This window comes from Jeotgalibacillus sp. S-D1, from assembly GCF_004358665.1.
In the GTDB taxonomy this organism is placed as follows: domain Bacteria; phylum Bacillota; class Bacilli; order Bacillales; family Jeotgalibacillaceae; genus Jeotgalibacillus.
Map to the genome: position 1 here is coordinate 163,593 of NZ_SMZR01000002.1, position 18,221 is coordinate 181,813.

Genomic DNA, 18,221 nt, shown 5'->3' on the forward strand with positions numbered 1-18,221 from the left:
GCTACCAGGAGCACTAAGCTGCAAATTTCAGTTAAATAAAAAAATGACCTGGTATAAAAAGAATACCCTAACGAACATATTCGTTAGGGCACTTTACTCTATTAAACTATTTGCCGCGCATTCTTACAAAGTTTAGAAATGGTTTATATTCTTTTCCGAGCAGGCCAACGCTTTCGACAATGATTTCAATGGAAATCAATACAACGGTCATGACCAGTATTGCTCCCCAAAGAGTTGATTGCGAAAAGATAAAGGCTGACATACTGAACATTGTAGCAATGCCGTAAATAACTAATACAGTTTCTTTATGGGAAAATCCTGCTTTTAGCAGGCAATGATGAAGATGTGATTTATCTGGAGCTGATATCGGCTTCTTATTAACAATTCTTCTGATGATCGCAAAAAATGTATCCGAGATGGGTACACCTAAAATTAAAATTGGAATCAAGAAGGAAATTACTGTGATATTCTTGAATCCAAGAAGAGCCAGTACTGAGATCATAAATCCTAAAAATAAGGATCCTGTATCACCCATAAAGATTTTTGCAGGGTGGAAATTATATAATAAAAATCCTATTGTGCTTGCGGCCAAAATAGATCCGAAGATAGCTACATAACCATCTCCCATGATTACCGCCATACCAGAAATAGTAATTAATGCGATTGAAGATACACCGGCTGCCAGTCCGTCGAGTCCATCAATTAAGTTGATCGCATTCGTAATACCAATGATCCACAAAAGCGTTAGCGGAATGGCTAAATATCCAAATTCCAGCTTTCCTCCAAAAGGAAGGTTAATGAATTCAACTTGAACTCCGCCCCACAGTATAACGGTTAGAGCTGCGACAAGCTGTCCAAGCACCTTTAGTTTTGGGGGTAGTTGAAATAGGTCATCCAACGCTCCCGTCAGTATGATAATTGAAGCTCCAACAATGATTGGCCAGGTATATTGCCCTTCCGGATAAACGAAAAGAATACCTATTATAAAACTAATAAATATTGCTAAGCCTCCCATTCGAGGCATAATTTTATTGTGTACTTTTCTTGCATCTGGAGTATCAGTGGCCCCAATAGCAATAGAAAACCTTTTAACTATTGGTGTTAAGATTATGGATAATACAAAAGCCATGACAATAGCTACATATAACATGCCTTACCTCCTTTACTGCCCGATTGCTTGCTATTTCTGCATTTTATCGTTATGTTTACCTGCTTCATTATACCATCATTCATAAGAAATGAAACAATGCTTAAAAATAAAGTGAAAAAAGTCGAAATTTTTCATTTATCTTATAGACGTATTGCTGATCCATTAGGTTTCATTTTTCAATTAGATTCCGGTATTCATCCTCAATCGATTTCTGAAGTTGCTGCACCGAAAATTTGTTTTCAGCAAATTTTCTTAGCTTAACTCCCTTTAGTTTAAGTTCACCGGTCTGCTTCATGGAAAATGCTTCTGTTATTGCTTTTGCTAATGCTTCAGGATCCTCAACCGGCACCACCCACCCTAAGGATGAGTCTGGGATCAGGTCTCTTACCCCTCCCACATCAGTGGTAATAATGGATGTTTCTTCTCTCGCTGATTCAAGTAAAACCAGCGGAAAGCTTTCACTTTGGGATGTTAATAAGGAAACATCCGCAGTCGATAAGATTTCATCAATATCTGTTCTGTATCCTAAAAAACGAATATTTTCACTTATGTTTAACTTATCCGCTTCAGCGATGAGACTGTTTTTCAAATCCCCTTCACCAACAATAAGAACGGTAATATCAATTTTTTCTTTAATTTCAGCAATTGCCTTAAAAAGAGTTAAATGCCCTTTTACCGGGTGCAGTCTGGCGACAATGGCAGCTGCAAAATCATCTTCATTTAAAGAAAACTTTTCTCGACTTGTTGTTATTTTTCCCCGATCAAACGAAATTCCATTGTAAATAGGGACTATTTTTTTGTCAGCAATACCATAATTTTTTAGCATTGTTTTAAAACGGTCTGATACAGCAAAGATTCGATCGGTTTTAGGTAACGCCCATTTATTTAATGCGGAAAATACTCTGCTCATTTTACGGTTATGCATAAAGTCCAAATCAGGATCGCTATGGACAGTGACTACCCATTTTGCAGAAATATTTTTATGTATCAACCGCACAAACAAGTTTGCTCTGGCTCCATGGCTGTGAACGATTTGAATATTGTTCTTTTCAATAAATGCACGTAATTTTTTCAATAAGAAGACATCGTAACGGTTTTTTTGTTCCATTAACGTTACATTTATTCCTCTGCTCACTGCTTCTTCATACAACTTGCCCTTTTGAAATACCAACAGCTTCATGTCATTTGTCGTCTTCCCTTTAAAAAGGGATAAAACGTGGTTTTTGGAACCGCCTGTTTCCCCGCCGCTGATCACATGTAGAATCTTCATGCTAACTTACTGCCCTTTTCGATTTTTGTTTTAGTACCAATAATAAAAATTGAGGCAAAGCAAGCTGACGCTTAAAACGGGAAGGCTGGCTTAAAAGACGGTAAAGCCATTCCAGTCCGAGCTTTCTGAACAAAGCAGGCGCTCTTTTTACGTTGCCGCTAAAAACATCAAAGCTGCCACCCACACCCTGAAAAATTGTAGCTGAAAGGCGATGCATGTGTTTTTCCATAAATAATTCCTGCCTTGGACTGCCTAAAGCGACAAAAACGATGTCTGGTTTAGCCTGATTAATACGATCCACAACAAGTTCATTATTTTTTTCATATCCATTAATGTAACCGGCCAGCTGAAGAGCAGGATACTTTTGTGTAATATTGGAGATGGCTTTAACAACCGTTTCTTCCTTTGCACCATAGAAAAAGACCCGATATTGCTTTTCATTTGCCTGCTGGAGTAATTTTTCCATCATGCCTACTCCCGTAATCCGCCATCTGATCGATCCCTTTAGAATTTTAGAAGCAATCGATACGCCTACTCCATCAGGAATCTGATAAGCTGAATCATTCAGGAGCCTTGCGAGCTGTTCATCTTTTTGAGCCATCATAATTTTCTCCGGGTTTATAGCAACGATTCTGCCTTGATCCCGATCATGAATGCGTCGGTCAATATCCTGCAGCAGGGTTTCGATCGGTAAAGCAGTCACATTAACACCAAGAATTTTTTCCTTCAAATTCATACTTACTGTCCTGCCTCTCCTGGTCATTCAATCATCCGCTTAAATGATGAGCCTTAAATGTTTTTTGAATCACCCAGTTTGTATACTTTAAATCCATTTTCTTCCCATTGATATCGGCTGATACAGTTTTTCGTATCAAACACGACCGGAGATTTGACCTGCTTGCGAACACTTTTCAGATCAAGCTCTTTAAACACCTGGTGGTCTGTTAAGATTAGAAGCAAATCAGCGCCGTTTACAGCTTCATCAAATGAAGCCACCTGTTCTTCAAATTCGATCCTGCTTGCATGCGGATCATAAGCAACAAAATCGATGTCCTCTTCCCGCAGATGCTTAACGACTTCCATTGATGGACTTTCGCGCATATCATCAATATTTGCTTTGAAGGCCAGTCCAAGTACAGCAACTTTTCCCAGCTCGTTTTGACCCAGGATTTCTTTTACCCGTCCTGCTGTATAAGAAGGCATGGAATCATTTGTGTTCCGGGCCAAATGAATGATATTGGCAAGATCAGGCTGTTTCTCAACAAGGAACCATGGATCCACTGCGATGCAATGTCCGCCCACTCCCGGTCCAGGAAGGTGAATATTTACACGGGGATGGAAATTCGCAAAATTAATGGCTTCCCAAACATTTACCCCGATTTGATCACTGATTTTTGCCAGTTCATTCGCAAAAGCAATGTTGATATCCCGATAGGTATTTTCAATGACTTTCACTAATTCAGCAGTTGTCGCATCCGTGACGTGAATTTGTCCTTTTACAAATGTTTTGTATAGTTCCACTGTCATGTCAGAAGAAACGGAATTTATTCCGCCCACAATTCTGTCGTTTTCCACAAGCTCAGTAAATACTTTGCCGGGAATTACGCGCTCTGGAGAATGTGAAATATATAATTCATCACCGATTGCTAAACCGGATTGTTCAAGAATTGGTATTAGAATATCTTCTACTGTACGCGGCGGCACGGTGGATTCTAAAATAACTAAGTTGCCCTGTTTTACGTAAGGTACAATTGATTTCGTCGCTTCTTCTACATAACGCATGTTTGCTGACTTGTCTTCATTTATAGGAGAAGGAACTGCAATTATATAAATATCAGCCTCTACAGGCGTATTGGAAACGGTAAATGTATTTTTTTCGATCGCGGAATTCAGCAGTTCTTTCAGCCCGGGTTCAATAATATGTACTTCACCTCTGGACAGCTGATCAATTACTGATTCGTTAACATCCACTCCATGAACATGGAATCCATTGTTTGCAAACATGACGGATGTCGGTAATCCGATATACCCCAGACCTACTACACAAATTTTCTTCATCATAAAACTCCTTATCCATTCGTATAAACCAATGTGAATTATACAGGTATTATTTAAAGCTGTAAATCTTTGGACTAAATTCCAATTCATCCTTCAATCAGTAGGAATCAACGTCCCCCTGGCTCACATACCAAGCAGATTTATCAAAAACATTCTCTGTGAATTCTTCAAAATGCAGTGCCTTGCCTACAAGAGGCATAGGATTCCCAATATGAAAAAACCCTGCCTTGCTCTTTAGGATTTTGTAATGATTTGTATGAGAAAGACTCCATGTAGAGACAATATCTGCCTCGTTTGTTTTACTCAGAATACCCAACACTATTTGTGTAATATCCTGCCCGTTATTAGCACATAATAGGTCAATAATATGGATGAAATTAATGGACTGGCTGTTTTTTTGCTGGGTTTCTTTCCTTATAACAAAATAACCGATAATTTTTTTATCCGTTGATACCAAATAAACTTCATATTTACGGGTTGGATGCTCAAAATATCGCCAATTCAGGTAATCAGCGTCTCTTTTTAATAATACATCATAATCTTTGCCAGCTCTATCCCATAATAAATCAAATTTCGCATCGGCCCTGGACACTCGCTCAACGGTAAGGTCAGCTGGGATTTTTTTTGATTTCTTTAGCAGCCTGTCGATCCATGTAAATAAAAAGCTTATTTTTTTAAAGAAGACAAAACGTCCCATCACTAGTTTCCCTGGTGATAAAAATTTCATCAGCCTCGGAACATAAGTAATTTCACGGCCATCCATGTAACGAATAAAAAGTTCTTTTGCTTTAGGTGCTGGATATCCGTACACAAAATTAATTCCGTTTTTTTGGCACTGTTCCATCAGGTGCTGAATGACCTTTTGATAGACCCCCTTACCCCTATGGGCAGGATGTACCATCACATCGATTCTTTCGGCAAATAAAGCCCGTTTTCCGCCTATCTCTCCCTCAAAAACAAGGGCGGCGGCGTGCCCGACTATTTCATCATCTTCTTCATACACAGTAATGAGAGGACGGTGCTTTAGTGAGTTAGAGAACTTCCAATTCCACTCCTCAATACTTCTTTTTGTTTGAAATACACGAAAAAACAACTCGTTTATTTTGATTTCATCGTTTTGTTTATACCCTCTAAGCAATGAACGCCACTCACCTTTATGAATAGTCTCAAACATTATAATATACGTATGTAAATTCTTGTCGAAGTTTTTGTAATGTTTTAATTACAAAAAATCCGAATGATTAACATTCGGATTTTGTCATAATTCCTGCTTCTAGTTTAACACAATTTTTTCTAACCCATCCCGGACAGATGGGCTGATTACATTGGTGGAACCTAAATAAAATAATACCGGTGTTCCATTTATTCCGTTTAACCAGGTTGAAACAGTTCCCGGTATGCTGGTGCTTCTTGTTAAAATAACAGGCGCTTTATATTTTGCAGCCAGTGCTGATCCGGATAAAGCATCGACAAGCACATCTCCTCTTGCAAAAAACACACTGGTTAAATTGTGATTTGCCGGGAAATACTTTTCAGCAATCGCTACGCTTGTTTCATAACGGTCTGCACCGCTAACTCTCTCAACAGTAACTCCCAAAGTCTTCAATTGAGTTTCAACAGTGCTTGAAACAGCTCCAGTCCCTCCGATTATCGTTACTTTTTTTACATTTTTTGCAGCGATAAATCGTGAAACTTCAGTTCGTAATGTGCTCTTGGTTGTTAACAAGATAGGTGTTGAATTTGATCCTGCGTAAGATGCAATTGACAATGAGTCAGGTGATTTTTCATCACCAGTAGTTAAAAAGATTTCATTTACAGATGAAGGAGAATAAACATTTGCCACCGAAACCGCCGTTTCATATCGAGTGGCTCCCATTACACGAACAACCTCTATGTTCATGGAAGAAATCTGGTTAGCTACATCTTTTGAAATGGCTCCTTCACCACCAAGTATATAAACACGTTTAGGTTTCAGCCGTTTAATTTCTTCAGTTATCGATTTTTGCAGTGTGGATGGAGTCGTTAATAATAACGGTGCATTCTTATTAGAAGCTAAAACACTGCCGGTAAGTGAATCGATCGGCAAATCCCCACGTCCTAATACGACGTTTTCTGAATTTTGATTTTCCCATCCGAAACTTGATATGCTGACGCCAGTTTCATAACGATTTACACCGGCCAAAGAGTGTGAAGTCGGATTTAAATAACTTGATGCTACATAGCCCTCACGCCCTGCCTCCGTGCGAACCGGAATAAAAGTATAATGATTGTTAATGTTATTTGGATATTTTACTGGCCGGTCCAGTACGGTCAAACGGGTCCCTTTTGGCAGCCCCGGGCTGACAATGGCATTAACATCTCCCAGACTGCGTATATTCACATTTTCTGTCGTATGTACCGCGTTTCCAGATGTTATCTGGGCTTTTGAAACGGTCAGCGGGTTCAGCGTAGCATACTGATTCTGCCCAAAACGAAGCAATGAACTGCCCGGATTTAAGTATGTTTTTAAATTGTTTACAGGAAATGGCGTTACATCAATCAAACCATACATACTGATGTGATGATAAATCGTTTCCTGATATGGTCTGGTGTTTGAAGCAGTAGGATCATTTACAGAAAGCATTCCGTTGTAGGCCAATATAGCAAAGTACCAATTATCTATTACTCTTCGATCCTTATCATTAACAGACGGTATAAGCGGCTTGCCGTCTGAATGGCGCGCATTGGCAAACCTCCATTTTTCCTCTAAAATATCCAATCCTTCTTGAATATTAAAACGAAGATCATTTTTCAAACGCTCTACATAGCGGTCTCTATCCGCTTTATTTTCGATAAAACGCCAGTCTGAGACCTGCATAATGCCGATCCCAATGCAGTCATACCCCAGCTTTACATTGGTTCCATCCCATGCTAAATAATTTGGGTTGCCAGCCGCACGTTCTGGCGTGCATTGGTTTTGATAATGGCTGACAGGCACGGATTGAGGATTCCAATATTGCTGCATATTTGATTCCTGAAAAGCAATCGCCTTCACAATTTCCGGCGGAATATTTCTTTTAAATGCTTCTTCAGTCAAAATCTGATTAATTTGGGCAGGTGAAGGATTTGAACCTGTAATTACCGCTTTAGATGTATTGGAATGGGTTGAGTAAGCCGGTTTATCTTGAGATACATTTTTTTCAGAAATGGTCTGCTCAACTCCTTTTCCATATGTATACTGATCGACCTTCATCAGCTGAGGTTCGATTGCCGTATCATCTGTTTCATATGAAGGATAGGTAATTTGAAGATTATTATCAACTATTTCGTATGATGCACGCTCATAAAATGGCGATGTATAAATTTCTTTACTGCTGTTATCTTCTATTTCAAGAACGGTATAGTTAATTACATTTGCAGTTCCTTGTAATCGATTGATAACCGTAAAGAAGCGCTTTTCATCTTTTTTTGTCTCCAAAAGAGCTTCGATAGTTCCAATCTCCACTTGATTTTCATAAACGATCTGACCATCGTAAAAAATTTCTATCGATGAATTTTCGCTATTCGATACTTTAATCGATAAATGAGGATCAATCTCTGAGTTTGTTTTACCTTGAGGGAAAACATGTACATGATTACTGGCACTTGCAGGGGCAGTGAAATAAAGGGCAATTAATAAAACAGCTATTCCCATCAGGAATTCACGTAAAAATGTCATTCTTCTATCTTTCATTTAACACACTCCTTCAATACTTTAGAACTAAAAAAGAAGAGACATTTTTCATGTCTCTTCTTCAATATTACTGTTATATCAGCGGTACTGCTACATATAATTATTCAATTATAATAAAATAGTACTTTTTAACTACCTGTCGATCCAAACCATTTTTTATGAACATTCTCTTTCATGTGGAATGCTATACCCAGCATAGCAAAAAATACTAAACCAAATATATCGGATTCCCACAAATTATAGACAACTCCCATAAAATAAGCCGACAGGACCGTTCCTATCATGTAAATATTGTATCTTGACTGCTTTCTGATTTTCCATAATTCCATAAGCATTCCCAGTAGAAATACAGCAAACAGCAGTACACCGACTGCGCCGGTCTGAACAATAATTTGAATATATTGATTGTCAGAATAAAACTTAGGCCGTACATCATATTTTTCATAAAGCGGTGAACCATGGCTTAATGTGGCAGAGTCTCCATAAGTCCCAAAGCCAGTTCCTATGACAGGATGATCCTGAAAAATCTCGAAACCTTTCTTTACAATATACAACCGACCAGAGCCCTGACTGCCCTGTATCGTTTCATCACTGAAAGTACTTCCGATCCGCTCAGAAAAACTGGATTGTCCTCCCTGATCAAACTGTTGAATATTTCCTACTTTTGTGCTGCCAGATTCAGTGCTTTCAATATAATCGGTAAGCAGATTAATAGGCAGTACGACAAGAATTCCTGAGATAACTGTAATTTTCAAAACAGACAAGATCAACTTCCAATTTCTAGTTCCTACTACATAAACTAAAAATGCGATACCAAACGCAATCCAGGTTCCTCTGGAATAGGTTAAGATTAGTAGCCCCATTGAAAGAGCCAGCATAATATTCAGACCCCAGACCAGTTTGCCCTGAACCAACCGGCGCAAGTACAGGAATAGCGCAAAAGAAAAGGAGAGGAAGATACCAAACACATTGGGATTACCCAGCATGCCATATATTCTGATTCGATTCTTTGCAGATAGCGGGAGCTGCTCCCAGCTTAATGGAAGAAATGCACTCCGAACCGAAAGCTTTTCAACGATTCCCTGTACAATTAAAATGATGGTGATCGCAATAATGGACCAAGCCAGCCGGAGTATATCTTCTTTTTGAATATCCAGCCGTCTGACAACATAGTACACAAGGTAAAACAAGATAAACGCACGAATTTGAAAAATAATTGCTACAATGGACACGCCCATCAGCAGGGCGGAAACAGAGCCTATTATCAGAAAAGCAAAATAAGCATATTCAAAAACTTTGAAATCAAAAAGAGATTTAATGTTTTTTCTGCTGTTCCATACTACTTTTAGGAACAACATGAGAATGACAAGATCTGCAATTGCCCGCATTGCTGGATTATATTCTATGAGAAATGGCCTGATAGGCATATAGATAAAGAGCATTGTCAAACCATAAACCGGGCTTACAAAGGCCAGAACACCAAAGACAAGCGTGATCATCCATCCAACGACGGAGAAATTTAAAAACATTCCGATAAATAGCAGGACGATAACCGAAAGTATAAATAATAAATCATTCTTCTTTAAAGCCAACAACATTCACCTTCCAATCAAATAATTGAAGCCTTCTTACAGACCTGTACGTTCGTTATAAATTTTTTTCTTCAGCTTGATATTTTTATAAATTGCCCACAGAAGGGTTACTGTGCGGTTTGCCTGTTTAAATAGTGAATGATAGGCATATGCCCTTGTTTCCAGCTGCTCTGTTTGAGAAATAAATTCCTCCCTGGAGGATTGAATAAATGTTTCAACATACGCCGGAGATGAATTCTTCAGCAGCTGAGATTTCACCTTTGACAGCACCAAAAACCCGTCGAATGCAATGATCTGGGACTTGAATAGTTTGGTTGCTTCCTTTTTCACTGGAAACGATGATGAAATATCAATAATGCAGTTTATTTCATCTGGCGGAACGGGACAATTAATTTCGTATTGCCGGATTAGCGGGTTCAATCCGGGATTTTGTTTAAGCACCCTGGATAGCAGCTCGGCAGTCGCTACATGATCCGGATGTGCATCAACAAATCCCGTTGTATAGATTACCTCCGGCTGAATGTCCTGGACAAGCCGATTTAAGGCCTGTTCTGTTTGTATATTTCCTTTCACCTGTCCATCAGGGGTGTCCAGGTAGTAAATGTGATGAATACCGAGCAGGTCTTTTACCTGGTCAATCTCCTTTTTTCTTACAGCAGAAAGGTCCGCTCTTTTTACTTCGCCATTGCTGCTTGCTCCATCGGTGATAAAAGCACAGTGGACAATCGTGTTGTGCTGTTTGTATTCATATATTGTGCCGCCCAGCCCAATCGTCTCGTCATCCATATGAGGAGCAAGGATGAGGACATGCTTTGATGGCTCTAACGGAGTAAGGTTTTTTTTACGGTTATAATGTCTTTTTAAAATAAACTTAGTTGCCGGATTAATCACAGGTTCAGCTAAACTCATCATCGCTTTTTTTATATTCATAAAAATACTCCTTTATTTCCTGCGCAGGTTTGATAGTAAAAAAGAAAAGGTTTTAACGTTCAGCAGTTTAATGACCGCAATATAAATAATCGCTCCTGCAATGGCAACGAATATCATTTCTGCCAGGTTGGGCAGTGTACTGGTGAAAAAATCAATAGAATATAATACACCTACCATAACAACAACAGCAGCTGTTATTTTCATTATTTCAGCCAGCATTTCTTTTTGGCCGGATCCGCCTATCAGTCTGGTAAAAATGAAATAGCTTACAGCAAAATAAAAGAAAGCCATAATGGAGGACGCCAACGGAATTCCGTTATAGCTGTTCATCACTTCTGTGAGAATATAGTTGAACAGGATATTCAACAGAACAGAGAAAGAGCCGATTGTCAGGATAAGATGTCCTTTTTGCATAGCGTAAAACCCTTTGTTTAATACGGTCTGCAAACTGAAAAACAGGACGGATCCCACATAATAATAGGCTACAATGGTTGTTGCTTCAGCTGCACTTGCACTGAAGGCACCCCGTTGAAATACAAGCTCAATAATATTCGGCATCAGCCACATCATCCCGGCAACAGAAGGAAATAATACAAGACACATCGTTGATAATCCCCGCTGAATACCGGTTTGAAATAGTTCATTATTTTTTGTTGATTGGGCCTTTGATAGTAACGGAAAAATGATGGTTCCAATCGTGACGCCAATAATGGCCTGAGGAAAGTGAACAAGATTTTTCGCATTGTTAATATAGGTAATGACACCTTCCTGAAACCTTCCGGCAAACACATAATCGACTGTCAGATTAATTTGTCCAATCATAACCGTAACAGCTACGGGAATGAATACAATATAAAATGACTTGATCTCCAGCCAGTCAAACTTTCCTCGTAATGTATACGTCCCCTTTTGAATAAAAAACAGAGTTTTCAAAAGAAGCGATAATACAGTACCAAATGCATAACCCAAAGCAAGGGAGTAAACACCAATCGATTCTGCAAAGAGGATCGCTGATATGATAGAAGAAAGGATTACAACAATCTGGGACACGACGGATATAGCAAATCGATTATTCGCATCAAAAAACGCCTCTAACACTGAATTCATCCCAACCGCTACTACGGATGCAAAGAAAATAATGGCGATTAGTACAGCTATTTCTGTGGCCTGTTCGTTAAAGTTTGGATACAGCATGGGAATATAAAGCGGTGCAAGCGCAGCACCTATAACGGAAAAGATGACGCTTACGATCAGCGTGCCCTTCATCACCTGGGATAAATGATAAGGTCCCCGATTTTTTTCTATCGCATTTATATAGGTAGGAACGAGCGCGTTTTTCATTCCTGTATTCAAGAATAGTATCACCATATTAGGTATATTAAAGGCAGCAAAGTAAGCCCCCGCCTCAAAGCTGTCACCAAAATAAAAAGCAACCACCATATCTCTCAGCAAACCGGAAATCTTTAAAAAAAGTGAAGCGATAATAAACAGCAAACTGGCAAGACCTAATTTAGACTTCAAAATAACTACCTCTCTTAAACTTCCATATATTATAGCACTCATCTATTTATACCAAACAATCGGGGAAAAACCAAAGTTGTTTTGAAATAAATCGTGTAAAGTTTAAGTTTCAGTTTCGTGACACCTAATTTCCCCCAGGCAGCTTACTAAAAATCCGAATATAAATTGGGCTGTGACAAAATAAAGAATGTCTTCATGAAATAATTTCATGAAGACATTCTCTTTGTCATTCAGTGAGATGTCCCAGCCTGGGCAGGTTATTCATTGGTTTCAGTGATTTCTTCCAATTCCGTAGTGATCGTGTAGCCATTTTCTCCATCTACTTCAATAACCTCTTTAACGAGGCCAACATCCCGGGCATAGTAACGGATTGTACTCGTTTTTTGACCGGAAGTCTCAGACGTTACCGTTTTTTTCATCATAATCACATCATCACGAAAAGTATCATATGGAACGGACAACTCTTCCTCTAAAACGGTCATATCCCATTTATCGCTTTCACCAGTTCCCTGGCTTTTAATCGATACTGCCTCTTTTGGGGATTCAGCAGGTTTAAAATCTTCAATTATACTGCTTTCATTTTGAGGGTTTTCTTCGCTGTAGACTATTGAGAAACCTTCTTTTCCCCACTGGTAAACATGCTGTGAGCTGACATCTCCAAATTTCACGGACTCCTGTACATATTGATCATTTTGATCAACCACTTCATACGTAATTTGAAATTCATCCTGCACATACGTTCTGATCTTATCCGTTGCCGGCCGGTAGTCGTTCAGATTAATCTCTTCCTGGCCAGATGCAGTTGCCTGCTCTTCAGCAACTTCTGTTTCCTTTTCTTCAACTTGTTCCTGCGTCTCTACTTCTGCTTCATTCGCTGAAGGTTCAGTGGTTTCTTCTGATACTTCTCCGTTGCTTGTTTCAGAAATATTGGATCCAATACCACAGGCAGCCAATAGTAAGCTTAATGCAGCAAATAAAAACAATAGTCTTTTCAAATTGATCGCTCCTTCACTTTCTTATTTCGTCAATTGAATAATTCGGTTTAGCGGCGCTTCTTTTACGACGCCCCCAACAGATATCACTCTTTCCACTACATGTTCCTTTCCATACGCTGAAATGTATTCATCCAGTGACGGGTGTAATTGATCACGTGTAAGAATAAGAGGTGCAGCATGTTTTTTTGATAAAGACGAAGCTGTCAGTGCATCGGGGAAATTAGTCCCCGTTGATACTAATACAGTCGTTGAATGCAAGTCAGATTGGTAATGATTGAGAACCGCAGCTAGTGTTTCATATCGGTCTTTACCTGCTAACCGTTCAACACGGTCCGAACCAATATTGTCTTTAATAAGTGCTTCCACTTCAGGTGAAACAGCCGCGCTGCCTCCAACAATGGTAACGTCCTTATTTTGAAGATAGCTGGCCGTTTGTTCTGTCATCCTCTTAGGATTTACCAGTACAATGGAAGAATTATTATTTACAGCAACCGGTGTTGCACCCAGTGCATCAGGAAAATCGGTACTCGATACTACAATTGATTCAGTTACATTCTTAAGCTTTGAATTCAACTTTAAATTGGTTTCAATACGGTCTTTTCCTGAAATTCTTTCGACTGTATATCCAAGATTTTTAATCTCAGTCATAACCGGACCCGAAACTGCGTTCGTTCCGCCAACAACCGTAACTTTATTTGCTTTTAATCGTTTTAATTCATTTTTAAGTTCAGCAGATATTCTGTCCGGCCGTGTTAAAAGAATCGGTGCATTATTCAGCTGGGCTGCATATGGACCAGCGGCAAGTGCATCTGCAAATTGAAATGCCGTCGCAAGAATGACCGTTTTTTCAGAATGATTCGAATTGAACCCGTTTGGATAAAGTGTTTTCGACACTTCAATTGATGTCAGCATTCTGTCCGGTGCAGAGACTTTATCAGATGTAAAGGTATAGTTGTAGGAAGGATCCAAATTACTGTGAACAATACTGCCTGTGCTTTTATTAAATACTTCTGTGTTTTTCCACAAATCCGAATAAGCAATTGCTTCTTCCTCACTGTAGAAACCTGTTAATGCACCTTTCGTTTTATGACGAACTTCAAAATTCTTCGTTAAATAATTTGACCAGATAATATAGCCCGTCTTTTGATCAGAAACGCTGGTGTTTTGTGTTTTTTGGGCTGTCTCAATGGCATAGTTCCGATCATATCCTGTGTAGATTACACCCTTGCTTGTATGAATTACCTGGTAATCGGGCTCTAAATAATTAGACCACACCACGATTTCTTCTTCATTGTCTATCACACGGGTATTCGCCCACTCTTCAGCAAAAGCAATAGCCTCTTCTTCGGTGTTAAAATCATGCTTAAAAGAGGATTGGGAAGAATGGCGAACAGCATAACGAAGAGAAATATTGTTAAAAATTTCTTCATTTGTTTTTCTGTACACTACTCTCACTTTTTCTCTTGAGCCGGCATAATTTAGTGCACTCTCTTTTGAAGTACTCGTATAGAGAATGTTATCTTTTTCATCATATACAACATAAAAATCAAAATAACTGTCTACCCCGTTTGATATGCCTGTAGCTACTTTCTGCTGAAAAGAAGGATCTTTTATCAGCTTTTCCTCTGTAGGGTTGGACATATAGCCAACTTCTACTAACACTGACGGCATTTGTGCATTGCGGGTCACAAAAAAGTCCATTGGGATCATTCCGCGTCCTTCTGAAATCGGAGCATTTGCAAGCGTACTGCTATGTATGGCCCTGGCAGCTTTTTTACTTTCGGGCGAATAAATCATTTGCATGGGATCTGGAGGATATTCCGGATCAATTTCCTCATCTCTGTCGAAGTAATAGGTTTCAAACCCTCTGAAACTTGGAGAAGTTGTGGCATTGTGGTGTATGGAGATAAAAACAGCCTTGTCATTTTTACCCTTTACATAATCATTGGCAAAATCCATTCTGGCCTTTAAATCTTCTCTGTTTTCATTTTCAAAATGACGATCTGTTTCTCTTGTCATAACGACTTCATAACCGCGTTTTTCAAGCTCATTCCTTAGTTTCAATGAAACTTCTAAATTCGCATGCTTCTCATGATAACCAGTCGAAGCTCCCGAGTATCCAAGTGTACCCGAATACATTCCGCCATGACCCGGGTCAATAACAACAATATTCTTTTCTGATTCAGCTTTCCCTGTAAGAGACAAACATGAAAAAAGAAGCAAAGAAACAATAAATACCTTAATCTCCCTCATAACGACCTCCTGATTTTCTTAAAAAATAGTATATTTTAATCATACTATTGAATTTATCCTACTAATCAATCAAATAATAAAATGGTTCTTTATAATCTTTTTACTAGATATATATTGAATTAATTCCTTTAAAAAGAAAAGAATTAATGGTGTGTGGGAGGTTCTGGAGGTCTGTTGCTTTTCCGTTCGCGATCCCGGGCAGGCCCGGGAATCCAGCCAGTTATCGTACATCTTTTTCGTTTTATCGATCATCTCTTGCGATATATCGATCATCTTCCACAACTTATCGAACTACTTTCTCCTTATATCGGTCTGACAACACCTTACCGACGGTTTATCTAACATGATTTCACTTTTATCGATCATCTTTTTCGCTTTATCGATCATCTTTCCACTTTTATCGGTCTGGGCCGAAGCGACTTGAGTAATGCCACTCGCGATCCCGGGCAGGTCCGGGAATCCAGCCAGTTATCGTGCATCTTTTTCGTTTTATCGATCATCTCTTGCGATATATCGATCATCTTCCACAACTTATCGAACTACTTTCTCCTTATATCGGTCTGACAGCACCTTACCGACGGTTTATCTAACATGTTTTCACTTTTATCGATCAACTTTTTCACTTTATCGATCACATTTCCGCTTTTATCGGTCTGGGCATACGGGGCAAGCGAACGGCGTATGAACCGACGGAGCAACAAACGAGCAGACCCACCGTAACCCCCACCTGCACCGCCCGCGCCCCTTGAGCAGTCAATTTACAGAATCCTCAAGCTAAATAAAACTGCCCTCACGAACAAGTAAATGTTCGTGAGGGCAGTTTGCTCATTAACTTTCCGAAAATAAATGAAGCAGGTATTGATCAGAGGCATCCATTATTTTCATGACGTTTTCTCTGTCTTCCCTATAAGCATTTTCTAAAAGATTTTTTATTTCGTCCGTCTTATAAGCAGCGGAGGTTTCCAGATTGAACATTCTTTGGTCCCGTTTTGCTGACTGCTCAGAAAACATTACCTGGTTGTTAATAAAGGAACCCAGCGGTAAATAGTACCTCATTCCCAACAGGTTGTGATTATACTCCAGCAGATTATGTCCAAATATCGTCATGTTATCAGGTGTAATACCCAGCAGGTTTAACACTGTTGGCATCATGTCAATATGACCGCCTGTATGGCTGATGCGCTCTCCTTCAATTTCGCCGGGAACTGTTACAATAAACGGGACATTAAAGCGGTCTACTAAGGAATAACCTCTGCCGAAGTACTCTCTTAGAAGTGAAACATCTTCATCTAACAGCAGTTGGCCATGTACGCCCGAGTGATCGCCGAAAATGGTTATGAGGGAATCGTCCCACAGCCCTCTGTCTTTAAGGCCCTGGGCAAATTTCTCAATTTGTTTGTCCGTATAATGAATCGATTGCAGATAGTTTCCAATCAGTGTGTCTTCATACTCAGGAGGTAAATCTAACTCCTGATACTTCTCCGGTATGACGAATGGTGTGTGACTGGTCATGGTGACAACATTGGCATATATTTTTTCATTGTCTTTTAACAGCTCGTCAAAAATATTCAACGACTGATCAAATAAATATTCATCAGAAGAGCCAATGCCAATCACATCTTCTTCTCCTAACACCTCTTTATCATAAAATGTGTCGAAGCCTAAAGCAGGATATAAATGATCCCGGTTCCAATAGGTGACATCATCTGTATGATAAGTAGAACTATGATAGCCGTGTTCACCAAGCAGACGCGGCAGTGAAGGAATAGCCATTCCTTTATGCACTTCATTTACAGTAGGTTCAAGGCCGGACGGATATACAGACATATTAAATAATACTTCTGTATCAGATGTATTACCTGCACCTATCTGTTGATAGACCTCATCAAAATATAAGCTTTCATCAACCAGCTGATTTAAAAATGGTGTAATGACCTGTCCGTTTAGCTCCATGTCAATCACAAAATCCTGAAGTGATTCCACTTGGATCGCGATTAGATGCTTATCTTTTGCAGCGCCAAAATATTTCTGCTCTTCAAATGGCACTAATTCATTTCCTTTCAGGGCAAGAATGTCTTCATAGGACATGGAAGGATCATAGCTGCCCATCGCTGATACAGTCTCAGCCCGGCTGAAAGCCTGTAATAATTGTGAATTAATCAGACCATGTTCTTTTGCGTATAAACCAGAGTCGAGCAAAGGCTCGTCAATTTTCAGATAGACCAGCAAAGAAGATAATGCAAGGCAAAAGATCAACAGGATGCTTACCATCTTTCGCTGAAGCACATTGCTCTTCAGCTTTTTCGTACCCTTTTGGAACAAAACAAAAGCCCCTATTAAAATGAAATCAATAAAAAATAGCAAATCAAATGGCGAAAAAAGCATGGAAGCCGTATCTGAAACAGAGCCGGCCTGACTCATTTGATTCATATCGTAGTAGGACGGAATGACATTAAAATAACGCTCATATAAAAGCATGCTGACAAAAAGCAATGAGAAAAGTGCGTTTAAAAAAAGCATAAAATAAGCGGACCATGTTCTGAATAAAAGAGAGATTAATAGAAAGAGGGCAATAAGAAAGGGAAGTTCAAGGTAAGCCATTCGTAAAGGGTTAACATCGCCCAGTAATAAGATCCTTACAATATAAAGTTTTATAATAATAAACATAGCGATCATCACATGAGAAGATCTGAGCCACAAAAGAATTTTTTCCATAAATTTAACACCTCAGTAATATTAT

12 protein-coding genes are annotated in these 18,221 nt (G+C 39.2%); all 12 read right to left on the reverse strand.

All coding sequences use genetic code 11. The annotated features are described in order from the left end of the window. Positions 1–106 precede the first annotated feature (106 nt). The 12 genes from E2R51_RS07905 to E2R51_RS07960 all read right to left on the reverse strand — a co-directional run bounded on the left by E2R51_RS07905 (position 107) and on the right by E2R51_RS07960 (position 18,196). On the reverse strand, positions 107–1,150 hold the full coding sequence (locus tag E2R51_RS07905) for a glycosyltransferase family 4 protein (RefSeq protein ID WP_133376519.1): 1,044 nt from the start codon (positions 1,148–1,150) through the stop codon (positions 107–109). Positions 1,151–1,319: 169 nt separating this feature from the next. Next, complete coding sequence (locus tag E2R51_RS07910) at positions 1,320–2,420, reverse strand: glycosyltransferase family 4 protein (RefSeq protein WP_133376520.1); 1,101 nt, start codon at positions 2,418–2,420, stop codon at positions 1,320–1,322. Between the two features lies 1 nt (position 2,421). After that, positions 2,422–3,156 (reverse strand): WecB/TagA/CpsF family glycosyltransferase, encoded by a 735-nt coding sequence (locus tag E2R51_RS07915; protein WP_133376521.1) that lies wholly within the window; start codon positions 3,154–3,156, stop codon positions 2,422–2,424. A gap of 53 nt (positions 3,157–3,209) precedes the next feature. Next, positions 3,210–4,481 carry a nucleotide sugar dehydrogenase gene (locus E2R51_RS07920; RefSeq protein WP_133376522.1) on the reverse strand — a complete coding sequence of 424 codons (1,272 nt, stop codon included), beginning with the start codon at positions 4,479–4,481 and terminating at the stop codon, positions 3,210–3,212. A gap of 94 nt (positions 4,482–4,575) precedes the next feature. After that, positions 4,576–5,616: a GNAT family N-acetyltransferase gene (locus tag E2R51_RS07925; protein WP_165967173.1), complete on the reverse strand. Its 1,041-nt coding sequence runs from the start codon at positions 5,614–5,616 to the stop codon at positions 4,576–4,578. Positions 5,617–5,751: 135 nt separating this feature from the next. Further along, the gene (locus E2R51_RS07930) at positions 5,752–8,190 is read right to left on the reverse strand and encodes a cell wall-binding repeat-containing protein (protein WP_133376524.1); all 2,439 of its coding nucleotides are present in this window, start codon (positions 8,188–8,190) and stop codon (positions 5,752–5,754) included. Between the two features lie 128 nt (positions 8,191–8,318). After that, positions 8,319–9,782, reverse strand: coding sequence for an O-antigen ligase family protein (locus E2R51_RS07935; RefSeq protein WP_483299922.1), 1,464 nt, complete (start codon positions 9,780–9,782; stop codon positions 8,319–8,321). A 36-nt stretch (positions 9,783–9,818) separates the two neighbouring features. Then, on the reverse strand, positions 9,819–10,712 hold the full coding sequence (locus E2R51_RS07940; RefSeq protein ID WP_133376526.1) for a PIG-L deacetylase family protein: 894 nt from the start codon (positions 10,710–10,712) through the stop codon (positions 9,819–9,821). A 12-nt stretch (positions 10,713–10,724) separates the two neighbouring features. Next, positions 10,725–12,233 (reverse strand): murein biosynthesis integral membrane protein MurJ, encoded by a 1,509-nt coding sequence (gene murJ, locus E2R51_RS07945; RefSeq protein WP_133376527.1) that lies wholly within the window; start codon positions 12,231–12,233, stop codon positions 10,725–10,727. Between the two features lie 257 nt (positions 12,234–12,490). Further along, positions 12,491–13,228 carry a hypothetical protein gene (locus E2R51_RS07950; protein ID WP_133376528.1) on the reverse strand — a complete coding sequence of 246 codons (738 nt, stop codon included), beginning with the start codon at positions 13,226–13,228 and terminating at the stop codon, positions 12,491–12,493. 21 nt (positions 13,229–13,249) lie between these two features. Then, the gene (locus tag E2R51_RS07955) at positions 13,250–15,481 is read right to left on the reverse strand and encodes a cell wall-binding repeat-containing protein (RefSeq protein ID WP_133376529.1); all 2,232 of its coding nucleotides are present in this window, start codon (positions 15,479–15,481) and stop codon (positions 13,250–13,252) included. An 828-nt stretch (positions 15,482–16,309) separates the two neighbouring features. Next, positions 16,310–18,196 (reverse strand): LTA synthase family protein, encoded by a 1,887-nt coding sequence (locus tag E2R51_RS07960; RefSeq protein WP_133376530.1) that lies wholly within the window; start codon positions 18,194–18,196, stop codon positions 16,310–16,312. Positions 18,197–18,221: the final 25 nt, after the last annotated feature.

Coding starts and splice junctions, on each gene's coding strand:
- E2R51_RS07905 (WP_133376519.1), bottom strand. CDS start 1,150: ATGTTATATGTAGCTATTGTCATGGCTTTTGTATTATCCATAATCTTA.
- E2R51_RS07910 (WP_133376520.1), bottom strand. CDS start 2,420: ATGAAGATTCTACATGTGATCAGCGGCGGGGAAACAGGCGGTTCCAAA.
- E2R51_RS07915 (WP_133376521.1), bottom strand. CDS start 3,156: ATGAATTTGAAGGAAAAAATTCTTGGTGTTAATGTGACTGCTTTACCG.
- E2R51_RS07920 (WP_133376522.1), bottom strand. CDS start 4,481: ATGATGAAGAAAATTTGTGTAGTAGGTCTGGGGTATATCGGATTACCG.
- E2R51_RS07930 (WP_133376524.1), bottom strand. CDS start 8,190: ATGAAAGATAGAAGAATGACATTTTTACGTGAATTCCTGATGGGAATA.
- E2R51_RS07940 (WP_133376526.1), bottom strand. CDS start 10,712: ATGAATATAAAAAAAGCGATGATGAGTTTAGCTGAACCTGTGATTAAT.
- E2R51_RS07955 (WP_133376529.1), bottom strand. CDS start 15,481: ATGAGGGAGATTAAGGTATTTATTGTTTCTTTGCTTCTTTTTTCATGT.
- E2R51_RS07960 (WP_133376530.1), bottom strand. CDS start 18,196: ATGGAAAAAATTCTTTTGTGGCTCAGATCTTCTCATGTGATGATCGCT.